At 68.4% G+C, this 13,831-nt stretch carries 27 protein-coding genes; 2 read left to right on the plus strand and 25 right to left on the minus strand.

Annotated elements, in window-relative coordinates:
• Nucleotides 1-65 precede the first annotated feature (65 nt).
• The 3 genes from E3328_RS04495 to E3328_RS04505 form a co-directional block, all read right to left on the minus strand.
• On the minus strand, nt 66-1,358 hold the full coding sequence (locus tag E3328_RS04495; protein ID WP_135363411.1) for an MFS transporter: 1,293 nt from the start codon (nt 1,356-1,358) through the stop codon (nt 66-68).
• Between the two features lie 121 nt (nt 1,359-1,479).
• On the minus strand, nt 1,480-2,292 hold the full coding sequence (locus E3328_RS04500) for an HD domain-containing protein (protein WP_135363412.1): 813 nt from the start codon (nt 2,290-2,292) through the stop codon (nt 1,480-1,482).
• Between the two features lie 75 nt (nt 2,293-2,367).
• Nucleotides 2,368-2,844, minus strand: coding sequence for a redoxin domain-containing protein (locus E3328_RS04505; protein WP_135363413.1), 477 nt, complete (start codon nt 2,842-2,844; stop codon nt 2,368-2,370).
• A gap of 165 nt (nt 2,845-3,009) precedes the next feature.
• On the opposite strand from E3328_RS04505, the gene E3328_RS04510 reads away from it, so the two are divergent.
• Nucleotides 3,010-4,296, plus strand: coding sequence for a tyrosine-type recombinase/integrase (locus tag E3328_RS04510; RefSeq protein WP_135363414.1), 1,287 nt, complete (start codon nt 3,010-3,012; stop codon nt 4,294-4,296).
• Here the strand turns inward: E3328_RS04510 and E3328_RS04515 are convergent.
• The 14 genes from E3328_RS04515 to E3328_RS04570 all read right to left on the minus strand — a co-directional run bounded on the left by E3328_RS04515 (nt 4,257) and on the right by E3328_RS04570 (nt 9,364).
• Complete coding sequence (locus E3328_RS04515; RefSeq protein WP_135363415.1) at nt 4,257-4,448, minus strand: hypothetical protein; 192 nt, start codon at nt 4,446-4,448, stop codon at nt 4,257-4,259. The genes E3328_RS04510 and E3328_RS04515 overlap by 40 nt on opposite strands.
• Complete coding sequence (locus E3328_RS21745; protein WP_167837296.1) at nt 4,445-4,831, minus strand: hypothetical protein; 387 nt, start codon at nt 4,829-4,831, stop codon at nt 4,445-4,447. Before E3328_RS21745 ends, E3328_RS04515 begins: the two co-directional genes overlap by 4 nt.
• Nucleotides 4,831-5,466, minus strand: coding sequence for a hypothetical protein (locus E3328_RS04525; RefSeq protein ID WP_135363416.1), 636 nt, complete (start codon nt 5,464-5,466; stop codon nt 4,831-4,833). The genes E3328_RS21745 and E3328_RS04525 overlap by 1 nt, the downstream gene beginning before the upstream one ends.
• Entirely contained in the window at nt 5,463-5,630 is a 168-nt protein-coding gene (locus E3328_RS21750) for a hypothetical protein (protein ID WP_167837297.1), read from the minus strand. The genes E3328_RS04525 and E3328_RS21750 overlap by 4 nt, the downstream gene beginning before the upstream one ends.
• Nucleotides 5,627-5,764 carry a hypothetical protein gene (locus E3328_RS21755; protein WP_167837298.1) on the minus strand — a complete coding sequence of 46 codons (138 nt, stop codon included), beginning with the start codon at nt 5,762-5,764 and terminating at the stop codon, nt 5,627-5,629. Before E3328_RS21755 ends, E3328_RS21750 begins: the two co-directional genes overlap by 4 nt.
• On the minus strand, nt 5,764-6,078 hold the full coding sequence (locus E3328_RS04530) for a hypothetical protein (RefSeq protein WP_135363417.1): 315 nt from the start codon (nt 6,076-6,078) through the stop codon (nt 5,764-5,766). Before E3328_RS04530 ends, E3328_RS21755 begins: the two co-directional genes overlap by 1 nt.
• On the minus strand, nt 6,068-6,358 hold the full coding sequence (locus tag E3328_RS04535; protein ID WP_135363418.1) for a nucleoside triphosphate pyrophosphohydrolase family protein: 291 nt from the start codon (nt 6,356-6,358) through the stop codon (nt 6,068-6,070). Before E3328_RS04535 ends, E3328_RS04530 begins: the two co-directional genes overlap by 11 nt.
• Nucleotides 6,351-6,737, minus strand: coding sequence for a hypothetical protein (locus tag E3328_RS04540; RefSeq protein WP_135363419.1), 387 nt, complete (start codon nt 6,735-6,737; stop codon nt 6,351-6,353). The genes E3328_RS04535 and E3328_RS04540 overlap by 8 nt, the downstream gene beginning before the upstream one ends.
• Complete coding sequence (locus E3328_RS04545) at nt 6,730-7,632, minus strand: hypothetical protein (RefSeq protein WP_135363420.1); 903 nt, start codon at nt 7,630-7,632, stop codon at nt 6,730-6,732. Before E3328_RS04545 ends, E3328_RS04540 begins: the two co-directional genes overlap by 8 nt.
• Nucleotides 7,629-7,862, minus strand: coding sequence for a hypothetical protein (locus tag E3328_RS04550; protein WP_135363421.1), 234 nt, complete (start codon nt 7,860-7,862; stop codon nt 7,629-7,631). Before E3328_RS04550 ends, E3328_RS04545 begins: the two co-directional genes overlap by 4 nt.
• A gap of 100 nt (nt 7,863-7,962) precedes the next feature.
• Nucleotides 7,963-8,145 carry a hypothetical protein gene (locus E3328_RS04555; RefSeq protein ID WP_135363422.1) on the minus strand — a complete coding sequence of 61 codons (183 nt, stop codon included), beginning with the start codon at nt 8,143-8,145 and terminating at the stop codon, nt 7,963-7,965.
• Nucleotides 8,146-8,349 (minus strand): hypothetical protein, encoded by a 204-nt coding sequence (locus E3328_RS04560; RefSeq protein ID WP_135363423.1) that lies wholly within the window; start codon nt 8,347-8,349, stop codon nt 8,146-8,148.
• Nucleotides 8,349-8,714, minus strand: coding sequence for a hypothetical protein (locus tag E3328_RS04565; RefSeq protein ID WP_135363424.1), 366 nt, complete (start codon nt 8,712-8,714; stop codon nt 8,349-8,351). The genes E3328_RS04560 and E3328_RS04565 overlap by 1 nt, the downstream gene beginning before the upstream one ends.
• On the minus strand, nt 8,714-9,364 hold the full coding sequence (locus E3328_RS04570; protein WP_135363425.1) for a hypothetical protein: 651 nt from the start codon (nt 9,362-9,364) through the stop codon (nt 8,714-8,716). The genes E3328_RS04565 and E3328_RS04570 overlap by 1 nt, the downstream gene beginning before the upstream one ends.
• A 398-nt stretch (nt 9,365-9,762) precedes the next feature.
• Between E3328_RS04570 and E3328_RS04575 the strand changes: the two genes are divergently transcribed.
• On the plus strand, nt 9,763-10,065 hold the full coding sequence (locus E3328_RS04575) for a hypothetical protein (protein ID WP_209452131.1): 303 nt from the start codon (nt 9,763-9,765) through the stop codon (nt 10,063-10,065).
• A gap of 7 nt (nt 10,066-10,072) precedes the next feature.
• Here E3328_RS04575 and E3328_RS04580 read toward each other — a convergent pair whose 3' ends face one another.
• From E3328_RS04580 to E3328_RS04615, 8 genes are all read right to left on the minus strand, one after another.
• Nucleotides 10,073-10,318: a hypothetical protein gene (locus E3328_RS04580; RefSeq protein WP_135363426.1), complete on the minus strand. Its 246-nt coding sequence runs from the start codon at nt 10,316-10,318 to the stop codon at nt 10,073-10,075.
• A gap of 90 nt (nt 10,319-10,408) precedes the next feature.
• Complete coding sequence (locus E3328_RS04585; RefSeq protein ID WP_167837299.1) at nt 10,409-11,431, minus strand: Cdc6/Cdc18 family protein; 1,023 nt, start codon at nt 11,429-11,431, stop codon at nt 10,409-10,411.
• Between the two features lie 451 nt (nt 11,432-11,882).
• A complete protein-coding gene (locus tag E3328_RS04590) occupies nt 11,883-12,449 on the minus strand; it encodes a hypothetical protein (RefSeq protein ID WP_135363428.1) in 567 nt (188 codons plus the stop codon).
• A 56-nt stretch (nt 12,450-12,505) separates the two neighbouring features.
• Nucleotides 12,506-12,757 (minus strand): hypothetical protein, encoded by a 252-nt coding sequence (locus tag E3328_RS04595; RefSeq protein WP_135363429.1) that lies wholly within the window; start codon nt 12,755-12,757, stop codon nt 12,506-12,508.
• Nucleotides 12,750-12,938: a hypothetical protein gene (locus tag E3328_RS04600; protein WP_135363430.1), complete on the minus strand. Its 189-nt coding sequence runs from the start codon at nt 12,936-12,938 to the stop codon at nt 12,750-12,752. Before E3328_RS04600 ends, E3328_RS04595 begins: the two co-directional genes overlap by 8 nt.
• A complete protein-coding gene (locus tag E3328_RS04605; protein ID WP_135363431.1) occupies nt 12,935-13,183 on the minus strand; it encodes a hypothetical protein in 249 nt (82 codons plus the stop codon). Before E3328_RS04605 ends, E3328_RS04600 begins: the two co-directional genes overlap by 4 nt.
• Nucleotides 13,173-13,487: a hypothetical protein gene (locus E3328_RS04610; RefSeq protein ID WP_135363432.1), complete on the minus strand. Its 315-nt coding sequence runs from the start codon at nt 13,485-13,487 to the stop codon at nt 13,173-13,175. The genes E3328_RS04605 and E3328_RS04610 overlap by 11 nt, the downstream gene beginning before the upstream one ends.
• A complete protein-coding gene (locus E3328_RS04615; RefSeq protein ID WP_135363433.1) occupies nt 13,487-13,819 on the minus strand; it encodes a hypothetical protein in 333 nt (110 codons plus the stop codon). The genes E3328_RS04610 and E3328_RS04615 overlap by 1 nt, the downstream gene beginning before the upstream one ends.
• Between the last annotated feature and the right edge of the window lie 12 nt (nt 13,820-13,831).

A 13,831-nucleotide genomic window follows, 5' to 3' on the forward strand; every position in this document is an offset into this window, starting at 1 on the left:
GTCAGGAGCGCCGGTTCGCTCACCTGCGGGCCGGGTCGTTTCCCGCGGTCAGTCGCTCCCTGCAGTCAGTCGCCAGCGGCTGGGACGGTCTCCGGCGCGGGCTCGACGGTGTAGAGGCCGAAGAAGACGACCGCGGCGACGACGATGAACGCGCTGGCGGTGAAGAAGGCGACGAAGACGGAGGTGGCGTCCCACAGCGCGCCGACGGAGACGGGGCCGACGACCTGGCCGACCTTCCAGGCGATCGAGCGAAGCGACATGCTCCCCGCGACGGCGTCGAAGTGCTCGCCCTCCTCGACGAACAGCGCCATGCTCGCGGGCAGGCGGATGCTGTCGGCGACGCCGCAGACCGCGAACGCGCCGAACAGCGGGAAGAACGCGGGCGGCAGCGTCGTCGACAGCCCCGCCACCGCGATCGTCATCGGCGCGAAGTAGCCGACGGCGTACTCGGCGAAGGGGATGATCGCCGCGCCGACGGCGTACAGCACCGCGCCGACGAAGACGAAGACGTGTTTGTGGCCCAGCCGGTCGGTGTACGAGCCCACGAGCCCCTGGGTCAGCGACTTCGTGAGCTTCCCGCCGGCGAGGATGCCGCCGACGAGTATCGGGCTCATCCCGAAGCGGGTCCGCGCGTAGATGGGCAGAAAGAGGATGACCGCCATCTTCCCGAAGCTCAGGCCGAGCCTGAAGACGACCAGCGCGCGGATGGCCGCGCGGCCGAGCAACATCCGGAGCGTCTCGACGCCGGTCGCCTCCTCCGGGTCGGCCTGCCCGCCCGGGTCGTCGCGGAGGAAGAAGTAGACGCCGACGAACGCAAGCAGCGTCACGCCGCTGAGCACGCCGTAGGTGAGCGTGAACCCGCTGGTCGCCAGCAGGATCCCCCCGACGAGGTCGCCCGCGAGGCTGGAGAACGCGCCGACCTGGTTGTAGGTGCCGAGCCACTGGCCGCGCTCGCCGTCGGGGCTGATCTCCCCGACGACGGTCGAGCCGGTGATCCACAGCAGGCTCGCGCCCAGCCCCTGGAACACGCGCATCAGGACGACGTGGCTCACCGTCTCGACCATCGCGAAGCCGACGAACACGAGGACGTTCAGCGCGAGCCCGACCAGCAGGTACCGCTTGGCGTTGCCGGTGTCGATGGCCCGCCCCATTGGCAGGACGATGATAAGCTGGACGAGGGCGAACGCGGTGCCGAACAGCCCCTCGACGGTGCCCGAGGTGGCGAACATGTCGGCGTACAGCGCCAGCGCGATGGCGATGGTCGAGTACGCCTGCGACCGCGCGAAGGCCGTGCCCGCCAGCGCCACGAACTCGGCGTTGGCGAACAGCCGCAGCGATCCGCCCGAGTCGTCGCTCACAGTTCGGCGGTCCGGCTACGGCCGAAAGGGTGTTTCGTCTCCGGCGGAGCCTTCCGCGGTCGGTCCGCTCCGGGACCCACTCCGCGGTCGGCCCGGTCCGGGACCCACTGTCGCCCGGCGCCTACAGCTCGATCCGCTCGACGATGTTGCCCTCCCCCTCGGAGGTGTTGACTGCCACGATGCGGACGTGGTCTTCCAGTCCCGACCCGCGCAGCTTGGCCTTCAGGAGTTCGTCGACCTGGTAGACGCCCGCGGCGTTGTGCATCTCGATCTCCACGAGCACCGCCACGCCGTCGCCCGCCTTCAGCGTCACCGATTCGATGGCCTGACTGGAGACCGTGTTGATCCCCCGCCCGCCCCGTTCGTAGGGGCTGCGCGACCGGCCGTGCTCCATGTCCAGGCCGTCGGCCAGCCGGACGATGCCCGCCTCGGTCGTCAGCGGCGTCTCCTCGGTGTGGTGACAGAGGATCGCGTGCAGCACCTCGCCTTTCATCCGGACGGCGTCGGCGGTGTCGTACCACTCGTCGAGGGCCCGGTCCAGCAGGTCGGCCGCCAGCGGGATCGAGTAGTAGGGATGTTCGTCCCGGTGGACGACGTGGCCGATGTCGTGCAGCGTCGCCGCGAGCGCCACGATCACCGGCTCGTCGGCCGTCTCCAGCCCCTGCTCGGCGGCGCCGTTGAACTCGACGCCGCCGTCGTAGCAGAGTTCGTACAGCGTCAGCGCCCGGTCGCGGACGATGCTGACGTGTTTGGCGCCGTGGTCGTTGTATCGCATCCGGGCCACGGGGTTGACGTTCTGGGCGTCGAGATACGTCTGTATCTCCTCGTCGTCCTCGACGAACGCGAGCACCTCGTTGAGCCGCTCGTCCGGGAAGGCGTGCTCGGCGTCGGGATCGTACGACCGCCCGTCGACCGCGTCCGAACCGTCACTCATGTCTCGACTATCCGCCCGCGGACGCAAAAACCTCCCGTGCGAACCTCCGGTCCCACGCAGAGCCGCGAGCGCAGCTCAGCGCAGGTCGGCGACGGCGTCGCGCACCGCGTCGTAGTCGGGTTCGATGCCCGGGTCGCCGGCGACCCAGGCGTAGCGCACGACGCCCTCGCCGTCGATCACGAGCACGGCCCGCTTGGCCACGTCGTCGACGCCGAGCGACGCGAAGTCCATGGCGAGGTCGTAGGCGTCGACGATCCGCCGGTTCGTGTCGCTGATCATCCCGAAGGTCAGGTCGCTGTCCTCGCGGAAGGCGTTCAGCGCGAACGGCGTGTCGACGCTGACGCCGTACACGGTCGCACCGAGGTCCTCGAACTCGTCGAGGCGCTCCTCGAAGGTCTCCATCTCGTGGGTGCAGGTTCCGGTGAAGGCACCGGGGAAGAAGGCGAACACGAGCGGGGCCTCGCCCAGTCGCTCCGACAGCGTGAACTCGGTCACGTCGCCGTGAGCCAGCGGTGCGGTGAAGTCGGGGGCGGCGTCTCCCTCGTCGACCATACCGGTCGGTTCGCCTCGCGCGGCAAGGGTGTTGGGACACCGGCGGGGTCGGCCGGATCCCCGCCCCGAAAGATTGATGAAACGGGGTTGTAGCGGGGTGATATACAGCAAAAAGGTTATTTTTCCGTACCTGGGTTTCATAATACTCGCCTCAGACGCACGGGTATGGCAGGGTTGGACGACTTCCAGGGCTTCGGCGAACGGGCCGAGCGCGAGCTCGGCAAGGTCGACCGGCACGATCCCGTCGACCGGCCGCACGTCAAGCGCTTCGCCAAGCGCCTCGACGGCTCCGTCGCCGAGGGCACGCTCGCCGAGTACCTCAAGAACCTCCGCAAGACGGCCGAACGCCTCGACCAGCCGATCGTCGAACTCTCCGAGGCGGACTTCGACGCCCACGTCTTCGAGCTCCGCCGGAACCCCGAGTACGGCATGGGCGACGAGCCCGGCCTCTCCGACGGGACGATCCGCAACGTCGAGTTCGCCGTCCGGAAGTTCCTGAAGGCCGTCGACATCGAGGGTACCGAGTGGGCCGACGACTACGAGCTGACGCCGCCGCCGGACACCAAGGTCAGCCCCGAGGACATGCTCCGGTCGGAGGACATCTCGGCGTTGGTCGACGGCGCGAACAACATGCGCGACATCGCGATGATCGAGTTCCTCGCCGACACCGGCGCCCGCCTCTCGCTGCTCGGGTCGCTCCGGGTCGGCGACGTGGACCTCGACGGCGACCAGGCCACCTACCGGCCGAACGACCAGGCCGTCGGCCTGAAGGGCGCCGACATCGCGAACTACCCCATCATCGACGCGAAGACGCCGGTCCGGACCTACCTCCGGCAGGTCCATCCGCGCCCGGACGACGACGAGGCCGCCTTTTTCCACAAGATCCCCGGCCACGGGAACGGCGCCCCGTGGGACGAGGACGGGGCCCTCTCGCCGTCGACGATCCGCAAGCAGCTGCGGAAGGCCGCCGACAACGGCGGCGTCGACCGGCCGGTCCATCCCCACAACTTCCGACACTCGGCGATCACGCGCATGGTCCGCGAGGACTACACCCGCGCCCAGATCGAGCACCGAGTCCACTGGGAGGTGGACACCGACATGTGGGAGACCTACCAGCACATCGCCGCCGAGGAACACAACGCGGACATCTTCGCCCACGCGGGCGTCGGCGACGCCGACGACGGCGTCGAGCACGAGCGCCGGCCCTGCGGGAACTGCCGGGAGCCGCTGGCGCCCCATCACGAGTACTGCCCCCGGTGCGGCGAGCCCGCCACGCAGGAGGCGCGGAACCGCCGCGACAACGCCGTCGCGAAGCTCGGGGAGGGACAGGTCGATGTCGAGGAGATGAGCCGCCGGGAGTTCCGCGCCCATCTGCTGGCGGCCGTCCAGGCCAACGGCGAGATCGCGGACGCTCATGATGCGGACTCCTCCCCGTCGAGCGACTCGACGTAGGCGAGCGCGCGTTCGAACACCCACGCGTCGGGGGCATCACTCTTGGCCTCGAACTCCAGGGCCTCGCGGTGGGCCTGGAGCCATTCGTCGACATCGTCCTCGTCGGGGTCGAACGGTTCCACGTCGTAGGGTTGCTTCTGTAGCTGGCTCATGCTGACCTCCTGTCGGGCTGGTCGTCGGCACTGTACTCCGCGAGGCGCGCCCAGCAGTAGGCGCGCAGGCTGGCGTCGTGGCGCGAGCGGATCCGGTAGACGGTCACCGCTTCGGGACCGTCGTCGTAGTCGTAGACGAGGAAGACCGCGCCGTAGACCTCGCCGTCGGCCTCGCCGCGATACAGCAGCACGTCGTCGGGCGTCGGGTGGTGGCCGGTGCGGAACAGCGCCCGCGCTTCGGGGTGGACGGGGACCGCGTCGGCCAGCGCCGTCTCCGGCGCGACCGCCGCGGCGGGCATCCGCTGGTCCCAGCGCTTGGCGGTGTGGCCGTCCAGCTCCGGGCGGGCGAGCTCCGCGAACGAGTCCGGGAGGGTCGTCGCCATCACCGCTCACCTCCCGTGCGTGCAGACCGGTCTTCTATCCGGTCCTGTGCGCGGTTCATCGCGGCTGTCTCCATGTCCTTTGTCAGCAGTCCGGGGTTGCGCGCCCGGAAGTCAGAGAGCAGTTGCTGTACTGCGTACTCGTAGCCCGGATCAACGTCGTCGAGTTCCTGGTGGTTGACGTAGGCCGACAGGTACAACTCCTCGACGAGGCGCTCGATGCCGTCCTCGACGGTACCACCGTCGGCGACGGCTTCGCCGGTGACCTGCGAGATCCCGGTCGCGGGGTGCAGCTCCCACGCCGCCCGCTCGGTCCAAGAGCCGTCCTGGCGCTCGTGGCGGACGTAGGCCCGCGGGGCGTGGTCGTGCGTCTCGACGATGACGCGGTCGCGCCCGTGGCGCGTCCCGATCTCGACCTTCCGGCGGTCGATGTCGTCGGTCGGCACGACCGTCACCGTCTCGACGGTCGTCGTGCGCACGTCCCGGTCGACCGTCGGGTCGGGGTGGTCGGTGCGCTTGTGGCGGACCGTGATGGCCGGCCGGGCCTCGTCGAACTCCAGGGTCAGCGTCTCGACGACCTTGCCGTTCGCGGAGCCGAAGCCGGCGGTCTGGGTCTCCGCGAGGGTGTGGACCGTCATGGCTCCACCTCGTCGACCGGCGTCAGCAGCAGGTCCTCACCGTCCGCGAAGACGGCGTACTGTTCGGTCGTGTGCATATCGAGGATCTTGTCGGGGAGCTGGCCGAGCCCGCAGATGTGGGCGGTACCCACGACTGTCCAGTCGCGGTCGGTGTCGTCGCTCATGACACCACCCGGATGAGGCCCCAGCAGTTCGCGCACTCGATGCGGACGGCGGTCGTCCCCTCGGGCGCGCCGTGCGTGATCTCCGTCTCGACGCGGCGAGGCTGGCGATCGTCGCAGTGGCAGTGGGCGGACATCAGCACCACCCCTCCGGGTCGACCAGGGCGCGGTCGTCGACCAGCAGCCACGCGCCGTCGGCGTCGGCCGGGCGGGGCTGGCGGTCGCGCGGCAGCGCGGCCATCGGGCAGAGCAACCGCTGGCCCAGCAGCGCCGGCGCGAGCGCGATCGCGTCGTCGTGGTCCGGGGCCGCGTGGGGCGGGTCCTGACCGAGCCAGTCCACGAACGACTGCACCTCCGGGTCCGCCGGGGCCGTCCGGCCCGAGCGGTACGACGCGAGTGCCTCGATGAACTCGTCGGAGACGCCGCCGTGAGCTTCGGCGTCACTCGGCATCGCCATGCACCTCCAGGCGATCCTCCAGATCGGCGACGGCCTGGTCGAACGCGAGTCCGACCGTCGCGTCGTCGAGCTGGAACTCCAGTTGTTCGAGCATGAGTCGCGCGTCGACCAGTTCCTCGATGATGTCCATGTGGTCGGCCTGGCCGTTCTGGGCGCGGTTGACGACCGCCGCGAGTTCGGCGAACTCCTCGGCGGCCTTGGTGAGCTGGGCGTCTTCGCCCCACGCCTCTGCCGCGCGCTCATAGAGGTCGTCGCGAGCCTTGCGGTCACGCATCGGTCTCGTCACCCCCGTGAGCCGCCGCGAGGGCGTCGAGATCCCACCGCGTGCGGCAGTCGACGCAGTCTGTCAGGATGATGTCCGCGTCAGGGTTGCCGATGGAGATGAGCGGCGCATCCTCGCCGCAGTTCGGACAGTCGCCGAGCGCCGGCGTGGCGACCCAGCCCTCGGCGAACGTCCCCGGCTCGACATCAGCTTGGTCGCCGACGCGCTCGTCGAGGGCGACGGTCACGCCGGTCGTGTCGGGGCCGAGGTCACACCCCGGCTTGAGTTTCCCTTCGGCCTGTTCGACCTTCTTGGCCCACTTGACCAGTGCCGCCTGGTCGCCGGGGTGCAGCGCGGCGGCGTTCGAGAGGATCTCGGCGACTCTACTCATCGCCGTCACCCCCGTTGGCCTCGGTCACGGTGTCGAGGTCGGCGTAGGGATCCGCGCCGTCCTCCTCGGCCTTGTCCCGGCAGACGACGCACAGCCCGGTGTCGTCGACCGAGTCGGTCGCCCGGCCGCAGTCGTCGCACTCGGGTTCGTCGGCGGCCTCCTCCAGCGTCGCCTGGTCCTCGTGGACGCCGTCCTCGTCGTCGCGGAGGTGCGGCTCGACCACGTCGACGAGCCACGGGACGAAGTCGTAGGTGGCCCACTCGTCGCCGTAGGCGGCGACGTAGCCCGACTCGGCGAGGTAGGCCTTCAGCGACTCCGGGCCGTAGCGGTGCTCGAAGCCCACGTCGCTCAGGGGTGTGTGCTGGAGTTCGTCGCCAAGGTCGGGATCGTCCTCGATGGCCTGGCCGTACAGCGCGCCCTTGTTGCCGCCGTCGGCGACCGTCCGGCCGGCGAAGCCGACGCCCCACTGGGTCACGTCCTGACTGTCGACGAGCTGGCGGAGGTCGATCTCCCGCTTCTCGACATCCAGCGTCGTGAACATCTGCTCGATGTAGTACAGCGCGCCGGTGTCGGAGACGGCGCCGACGCGGGCCTCCGGGACGAGGACGAACTCCGCGGCCTCACGGCGCTGTTCGGTCGTGGTCCGCTCGGTGATCCGGCCGTCGTCGGTGACGACCGTGCGGTCCTCGTCGACCGTGGTGGTCCAGGTGGCCTCACCGACGACGTAGTCGACCGCCCGCTGATCGGGCGTGCCCGCGCCGACGGTCACCTGCTGGGTCGCGGTGGGCTTGGCGAGCCAGTCCCACGACTCGTCGGTGGTCGTCTGGCCGGCGCGCTCGGCGTCGTCGGCGGTGTCGCCGTAGGGCTCGACGCGAACGACGTAGCCGGCGTTCATGCTTCGCCTCCCCCGATCCAGACGCACACTTCGCCGTCGCCCACGTCGGCGGTCACGTCGACGATGTCGAGGCCGTGCTCGTCGGCGAGGTCGATGATGTCCTCGGTGCTGACCGTCTCGTCGGTCAGCTCGCGCGTGACGACCAGGCGACCGTCCTCGCGGCCGACCGACGCGTCGTCGAGGTCCATCGCGGCCAGCGCGAACGCCTGGCCGAACGTCTCGGCGCTCATGGCTGGACCCCCACGACGAAGGCGACGCCAGTCAGCGCCAGCGTCAGCAGCACGACCGCCAGCAGCGGCCACGCGCGGCCGAACGCCGAGGCGTTGCGGGTCATCGCTCACCACCCCGGCACTTGTAGCAGGGCTCGCCCTCGCCGCTCGTGACGCCGTCGCAGGTCGGACAGTCGTACAGCTCGTACTCGTTGGCGACCGCGGCCGAGCCGGTTTCGAGCTGGTGGGTGGTGCAGAGGCGCCCGCGGAGGATCCGCTTGCCGCAGCGGTTGCAGGTGGGCATCTACGCGTCACCTCCCGGACAGCGGTACTCGTAGTGGTAGCTCCCGTCGGGCCCGCCGTCGGTGTAGACGCGAACCTTCTCGTGTGCGTGGCCGACGTGGCCGCAGGCGCGACACTTCGAGCCCGGGTCCTCCGGGTGGTCGGTCGTGTCCGCGCCGTCGTTCGGCGCCGAGACGCCCCGCGACACCTTCGCGAAGCGGGCCATCACTCGTCACCTCCTGCAGTTGCTTCCTCGACCTCTGGGCACGTGCAGTCCTCGTAGCGGTGGTAGCAGTACCGGCAGATGTCCTTCTCGTCGAGGGCGTCCTCGACGACATGCTCGGGGTGCAGCAGCATCGTCCCGAAAAACCGGGTGTCGGCCTTCTGGCCGAGTTCGAACACGCCGTTCCCGTCGAAACACTCCTGGGCGAACCCGACCGGGCCGTACTTCGAGAACCCGTCGTCGGCCGAGATGTTGACGCTTCCCGTCACGTCGCCGATGAGGACGAGCGGCTGTTCACCCTCCCAGTCGTCGGCGATCTCGTCCAGCATGTCCGCGTACTCGCGCAGCGTCTTGACCGAGGTGACCATCAGGCGTCACCTCCCGTGGCCCCGACCGTCACGTCGACATCGTCGAGCCGGACCTCCAGCTCGTCGAGGTACAGGTCGGCCAGGTCGAACGGGACGACTGCCCAGTTGGGGTAGTCCCCGCCCGCGGCGTCGACGACCACGTGCGAGCCGGGCGCACCGCTCCAGTCGTCGCGAGCGCGGAAGACGAACTCGCCGTCGCGGCGCTCGCGGCCGTCGTCGGCGGCGACCGTGCTGGCGATGCCCTCCCGCAGCGCGGCCAGCGTCGCGTCGTCGATCTCGACCGTGCAGCCGTCGCAGACGACCCGGTCGCCGTCGCCGGGGTCGAGATCGCGCAGGTCGTCGACCGCGCCGCCACACACCTCGCAGGCCGTGGCGCCGCCGTCGGCGATGGGCTGGGGCTCGGCGTCGAGCGCGTCGGCGTCGACGATCCGGTAGGTCGTCTTGTCGTCCGTGAGGTGGCCGTCGCGGACCTTCTCGATGGCACCCTCCTCGGCCAGCCGGGAGAGCTGGTTGCCGATCGAGGAGTGGACCCACTGCAGGGGTGACCGGTCGAGGTGGGCGGCCACGTCGTGGGAGGTGACCTCCTCGACGCCGTCGGCGGCCAGTTCGGCGACCGCCCGCTCGACCGCGGCCAGCGTCACGACCGTCATCGCTGACCCCCCGCGCTACCTGGTCGGTTTTTGTGCGTGGGGCGCGTCTGTTCGCCCGTGCGGGCCCCCTGGCCTGCCCAACCCTTCTGCGCGACGCTGGTCGACGAGCCGCTGGTATCTCGACCGCGCGAGCGGTCGGCGGTGCTTGCGTTCTTGGGCTTATTCTTATAAGCCCGGTGTCCGTTGTCTGTCATGGTTTCCGGCAAATCCCCTGTCTGAGGGAATCGGAAGCCACCCGCCCCGGCGTGTCCTCAGCACGCTGGGTTTTCTGGCGCAACCCCGGGCGAGGGGCCTCCGTTCAGTAGTGTATACTCGGTGCCTAATAATGTTACTGGTGGTAGTGTCCACTCAGTAGGCTACCAATAGTATCAAGTCCGGTGCTACCAATAGTATCATGTATGGCCAACCTCTCCGATGAGGTGATGCTCTTGCAGCTCCCCACAGACCAGATGATCCTCACGGAGCTGCAGCAGGGGCGGAACCTGGGGGCGAACATCGCCGACGAGATCGACCGTCACAAGAAGACTGTGACGAAGCGGTTGAACCAGCTCGAAGATTACGGACTCGTCGACAACATCGGCCGTGGTGTCTACGAGATCACTCGCGAGGGCGAGATCGCGCTCGAACATATCGACGAGTACGACCGGGATACCGACCGGTTGGAAGAGATTATCGAGCGCGAACTGTCGGACGAGTCTTGACATTGTTCTACGCCGGCCTCGCAGCCTTGCGCAGGTTGTCCTCCAGCCACTCGGGGATCTCCAGGTCGGTCAGCTGCCCGTCACGCCAGCTGGTCACGACCTCGGGCTTGCCCGACCGACTCACTTCCAGTCGCCACTTCCGGCCGTCGGGATGGGTAACGTCGAGGCGAGCACCGCCGGCGCCGGTCTCTTGGACCTTCTCGACTTCGACCTCGGTCCCCTCGTAGTCGCGCATGGTCATCGTGTCTGGCATACACGACCACCGAGAACCCCCACTACAAAACCCGTTGCCCGCTGATTTCCGTCGTTTCCGTTGGCCACCCGACCCGCTACCGTCCTGCGATTACCTCGTTTCCGTTGGGATTTCCGACGTGGTCGCGACCCACGAGGGGTTGTTGTCGGGCCCCTCCGAGCGAATGTGGTTGTACTGCTCCAACTTCGAGCAGTAGGTCCGGACCATGCGCTCGGTGCGCGGGTCGTCGACACGGTCTTGGTAGTGACTGTAGATGGCCGGCGTCTCGATCGGGCCGTGGCCCTCGACGATCTCCAGCACCTCCAGCTGGTGGGCGGGCAACTGCTCGCGGCTCTTCTTGAGCAGCTGGTCTTTCGCGCGTGGGACCGACTCCTCGATGGCCGCGTCCTCCAGCCCCCGGTCGGAGTGCTCGATGGCGACCCGAAGAGTCCGGATCGCCACGCGCGCATCGCCCTCGGCGTTGGTGGCGATCGTGTCCAGCTGGCGCTCTGTGTAGTGGGCCCCGGGCGGGCCGAGGACGTACTCGGCGCGCTTGTGGAGGATGGCCGCCAGCTGCTGGGCGGAATAGCGCTCGCACTCGATGCGCGTTCCGACGGTCAGCCGCGACTGCACGCGGTCGCTCATCCCGGCGAACAGGTCGTCCTCGCGATTCCCGATGAGGATGAGGTTCAGGTTCGGTGCCGCGTGAAGGTCGTAGAGGATGGCCTTGTCGTGCAGCTGGTCGACCTCGTCGAGGATGGCGAACTGCGGGCGGTCGGCGTCCTCCTCCAAGTGCCGGATGAGGTCGGACTGGGAGGTGTTCTTGTGGATCGGCGCCTCCCGGAGGTCGTCGACGATCTCGTAGAGAATGGCCGTCCGCTCGGTGTGCGACCAGCAGTTGAGATAGACCCAGTCGTGGGGTGGCATCGCAGCGTCGTCTTCGAGGAGTTCGAACGCGAGCTTCGAGAGCATCGTTTTTCCGGTACCCGTGGGGCCGATGAGGTAGGTGAGATCCGCGGGCCCGGTCCCGGTCGGACGGACGGTCTCCATCAACCGGTCGAGTTCAGCTCGACGGTGGACGACCAGATCCCGCTCGGGGACGGCCTCCTCGTCGAGGACGCGATGGCGAGACATCGTTGCCATGTACATTCTCGATAGTGGGTGATAAGTCATCAGGGGGGCATTTCCGGCGTTTCCGATGGCCGTCTGAGCCGTCAGATCACGGTATTCGGCGCTTGCCAGGTGGTGAAGGTGGCCGGTAACGTGTTCTGGTTGCGATAGGTCTTTCAGGCGGCCGGTAAATACGGCAGTCGTGTCATGCCTCGGGGATACGAGTGGCTGGTCGGGTGGTATACTGCAAACTCAGTCTGGAAGCGGGCCGTCGCTCTGGTGGTGAAGCTGGGGATCGAAGGTGGAACGGTCGCGATCGCGACGGCGCCGGTTGCTGTCCTGTTCTGGATGTTGGCCAACGTCGACTCGGCGCCCCAGCTCGGTGGGCAAACGATTCTTGGGATCTGGGGAACTGCGGCCGTGTTGGTGTTTAACCAGGCCTATTGTTTCTCGACCGCCGAACGGGAGCGGTCCCTCACCGAGAGCGGGGTCGACCAAGCAGATGGAACAGATCGGACTCGGTGAGAAGCGCGCCGCGGAACTCTTCGGGGAGCACCGACTCTTCGCCCAGGAGGCGACCGCCCAGCTGGACGACTATCATCGACGGAGAGAGGTACCACGCGTGCTCACCGAGCATCGTGTCGATCGCTGGAACGACCATCGCAGCGATGGCGGCGGTAGTCGGGCCGAACACAGCCCCGGCGAAACCGGCGACGACGCCCAAGCTCACGGTGATGTTTGCTTGGACCAGCAACGCCACAAGCAGGAACCGAGCCGACGAAAACTCGCCCGACTCGGTCCGCATGTACGGGTAGCCTTCGCTGAAGATCTTGCGCGCCATGAACGTGCCCGTGTGGACGCTTGCCCCGACCATCCCCAGATAGAGGTACAACGCCCCCTCGGCCCCGACGGCGAGTCCGATTGCGATCTGCGCGGGGATCGTCGTCAAGAACAACGTCGAGCCGGCGTCGGTGCTGCGCGTGATCGTCATGACGATCATCTCACCGACGCGTCGAGGGATGCCCGGCTGTTCGGTGGCCACTGTGCTACAAGGTACGTGCCGCCGATGAAAAGTAGTTTCGCACCCAGTGGTAGCAACTACTCGGTCAGCTGCCGGCGGAACCACCGCGAGCGGACGAACCGCTGGGGGCAGTCCGTGTCGTGGGAGAAGTCGTCGACGCCGGGGTCGGTCGGATCCCTCGTGAGAAGTACCTGAGCGCTGCAGTATCGACAACCGAGGATCATCGGCTCACCCTTCGCGTAGCCGTCGACCGTGACCGGCGTCTTCGACTCGTCGATGTAGAACTCCGTGTCGCGGTCGGCGAACGACCGCGCCCCCAGGTCAGTCACGCCGGGCCACCTCCACCAGCGGCGCGCGGTCGCCGATGCAGAGATGCAACTTCGCCGGCGTGCCCGGGAACGGCAGGCCGGCCTCGACCCACGACCCCTCGCGCGTCTCGACGACCACGTCCTCGTCGGTGCGCGGGATCCCGACGCGAGCCAGCTCCGCGGAGACGGTGACCAGGCTCATCGGTCGCCCACCTCCGGGCCCGTGACGCTCCGACCGGCGCCGGCCACGTCGACCACGTCGGTCGCTTCGGCGCCGACCTCCAGCTCGGCGTCGGCGACGATCTCCCGGCCGACCGGCCGCCACTTGTCGCCGTCGAACTCCTCGTCGTGGAGGATCCACCCGCCGGCGTCGCGGCGTTCGAGGCGGATGCGCCGCCGGTTGCTCGCCTCGTTGGTGAACGCGAGCGTGATGCCCTCAGACGACATACTCGCCCTCCGGGTCGAAGTCCTCGAAGTCCGGGAGCGGCTTGGGCCCCTCGTCGAGGTTGTCGGCCAGGTCGATCCCCGGCACGTCGACGACGCCGGTCGCGATGCGGGCGGCGTGGATGTGCTTGCACCGCCCCTCGCCTTCGAGGTGGTACTGCATGTCCGGACACTCGCAGCGCTCGCCGCGCACGTCGACGACGTACTCGTCGGAGACGGAGACGACCGAGACCATGCCCGGCGCCTCGCGCTCGACGGCGACCACGTCGGTCAGCGCGGCGACCGCGCGGGAGGTCGCGTCGGCCATCAGTCCGCCGCCTCCGTTGCCGCTTGCTCGTACTGGATGTCCGCCGCGCGGGCCCGGGCGGCCTGGTGACGCTGCATGGAGTCCAGCGAGTCGGTGTTGGTCCACCACTGGTCGATCCAGCCGCACTTGGTAGCGACGAAGTCGATCCAGTTGACGACGCGATGCCGGGCCAGTTGTTCGACATGGGTGACTTCACCGTCGACCGTGACGATGATCGTCGACCGGACGCTGTCGAACCGGTGGGCGCGCCCCTTTTTGTCGTAGCCGAAGACGCCGGCGCGCTCGATCTGTCTCTCGGTAACTTCTTGGGTGTCGGATTCGTGTTCGGTCATGCTTCGGTGTCT

Source organism: Halosimplex halophilum (assembly GCF_004698125.1).
GTDB lineage: Archaea > Halobacteriota > Halobacteria > Halobacteriales > Haloarculaceae > Halosimplex > Halosimplex halophilum.

Coding starts and splice junctions, on each gene's coding strand:
- E3328_RS04500 (WP_135363412.1), bottom strand. CDS start 2,292: ATGAGTGACGGTTCGGACGCGGTCGACGGGCGGTCGTACGATCCCGAC.
- E3328_RS04505 (WP_135363413.1), bottom strand. CDS start 2,844: ATGGTCGACGAGGGAGACGCCGCCCCCGACTTCACCGCACCGCTGGCT.
- E3328_RS04510 (WP_135363414.1), top strand. CDS start 3,010: ATGGCAGGGTTGGACGACTTCCAGGGCTTCGGCGAACGGGCCGAGCGC.
- E3328_RS04515 (WP_135363415.1), bottom strand. CDS start 4,448: ATGAGCCAGCTACAGAAGCAACCCTACGACGTGGAACCGTTCGACCCC.
- E3328_RS21745 (WP_167837296.1), bottom strand. CDS start 4,831: ATGGCGACGACCCTCCCGGACTCGTTCGCGGAGCTCGCCCGCCCGGAG.
- E3328_RS04525 (WP_135363416.1), bottom strand. CDS start 5,466: ATGACGGTCCACACCCTCGCGGAGACCCAGACCGCCGGCTTCGGCTCC.
- E3328_RS21750 (WP_167837297.1), bottom strand. CDS start 5,630: ATGAGCGACGACACCGACCGCGACTGGACAGTCGTGGGTACCGCCCAC.
- E3328_RS21755 (WP_167837298.1), bottom strand. CDS start 5,764: ATGTCCGCCCACTGCCACTGCGACGATCGCCAGCCTCGCCGCGTCGAG.
- E3328_RS04530 (WP_135363417.1), bottom strand. CDS start 6,078: ATGCCGAGTGACGCCGAAGCTCACGGCGGCGTCTCCGACGAGTTCATC.
- E3328_RS04535 (WP_135363418.1), bottom strand. CDS start 6,358: ATGCGTGACCGCAAGGCTCGCGACGACCTCTATGAGCGCGCGGCAGAG.
- E3328_RS04540 (WP_135363419.1), bottom strand. CDS start 6,737: ATGAGTAGAGTCGCCGAGATCCTCTCGAACGCCGCCGCGCTGCACCCC.
- E3328_RS04545 (WP_135363420.1), bottom strand. CDS start 7,632: ATGAACGCCGGCTACGTCGTTCGCGTCGAGCCCTACGGCGACACCGCC.
- E3328_RS04550 (WP_135363421.1), bottom strand. CDS start 7,862: ATGAGCGCCGAGACGTTCGGCCAGGCGTTCGCGCTGGCCGCGATGGAC.
- E3328_RS04555 (WP_135363422.1), bottom strand. CDS start 8,145: ATGCCCACCTGCAACCGCTGCGGCAAGCGGATCCTCCGCGGGCGCCTC.
- E3328_RS04560 (WP_135363423.1), bottom strand. CDS start 8,349: ATGGCCCGCTTCGCGAAGGTGTCGCGGGGCGTCTCGGCGCCGAACGAC.
- E3328_RS04565 (WP_135363424.1), bottom strand. CDS start 8,714: ATGGTCACCTCGGTCAAGACGCTGCGCGAGTACGCGGACATGCTGGAC.
- E3328_RS04570 (WP_135363425.1), bottom strand. CDS start 9,364: ATGACGGTCGTGACGCTGGCCGCGGTCGAGCGGGCGGTCGCCGAACTG.
- E3328_RS04575 (WP_209452131.1), top strand. CDS start 9,763: ATGGCCAACCTCTCCGATGAGGTGATGCTCTTGCAGCTCCCCACAGAC.
- E3328_RS04580 (WP_135363426.1), bottom strand. CDS start 10,318: ATGCCAGACACGATGACCATGCGCGACTACGAGGGGACCGAGGTCGAA.
- E3328_RS04585 (WP_167837299.1), bottom strand. CDS start 11,431: ATGTCTCGCCATCGCGTCCTCGACGAGGAGGCCGTCCCCGAGCGGGAT.
- E3328_RS04600 (WP_135363430.1), bottom strand. CDS start 12,938: ATGAGCCTGGTCACCGTCTCCGCGGAGCTGGCTCGCGTCGGGATCCCG.
- E3328_RS04605 (WP_135363431.1), bottom strand. CDS start 13,183: ATGTCGTCTGAGGGCATCACGCTCGCGTTCACCAACGAGGCGAGCAAC.
- E3328_RS04610 (WP_135363432.1), bottom strand. CDS start 13,487: ATGGCCGACGCGACCTCCCGCGCGGTCGCCGCGCTGACCGACGTGGTC.
- E3328_RS04615 (WP_135363433.1), bottom strand. CDS start 13,819: ATGACCGAACACGAATCCGACACCCAAGAAGTTACCGAGAGACAGATC.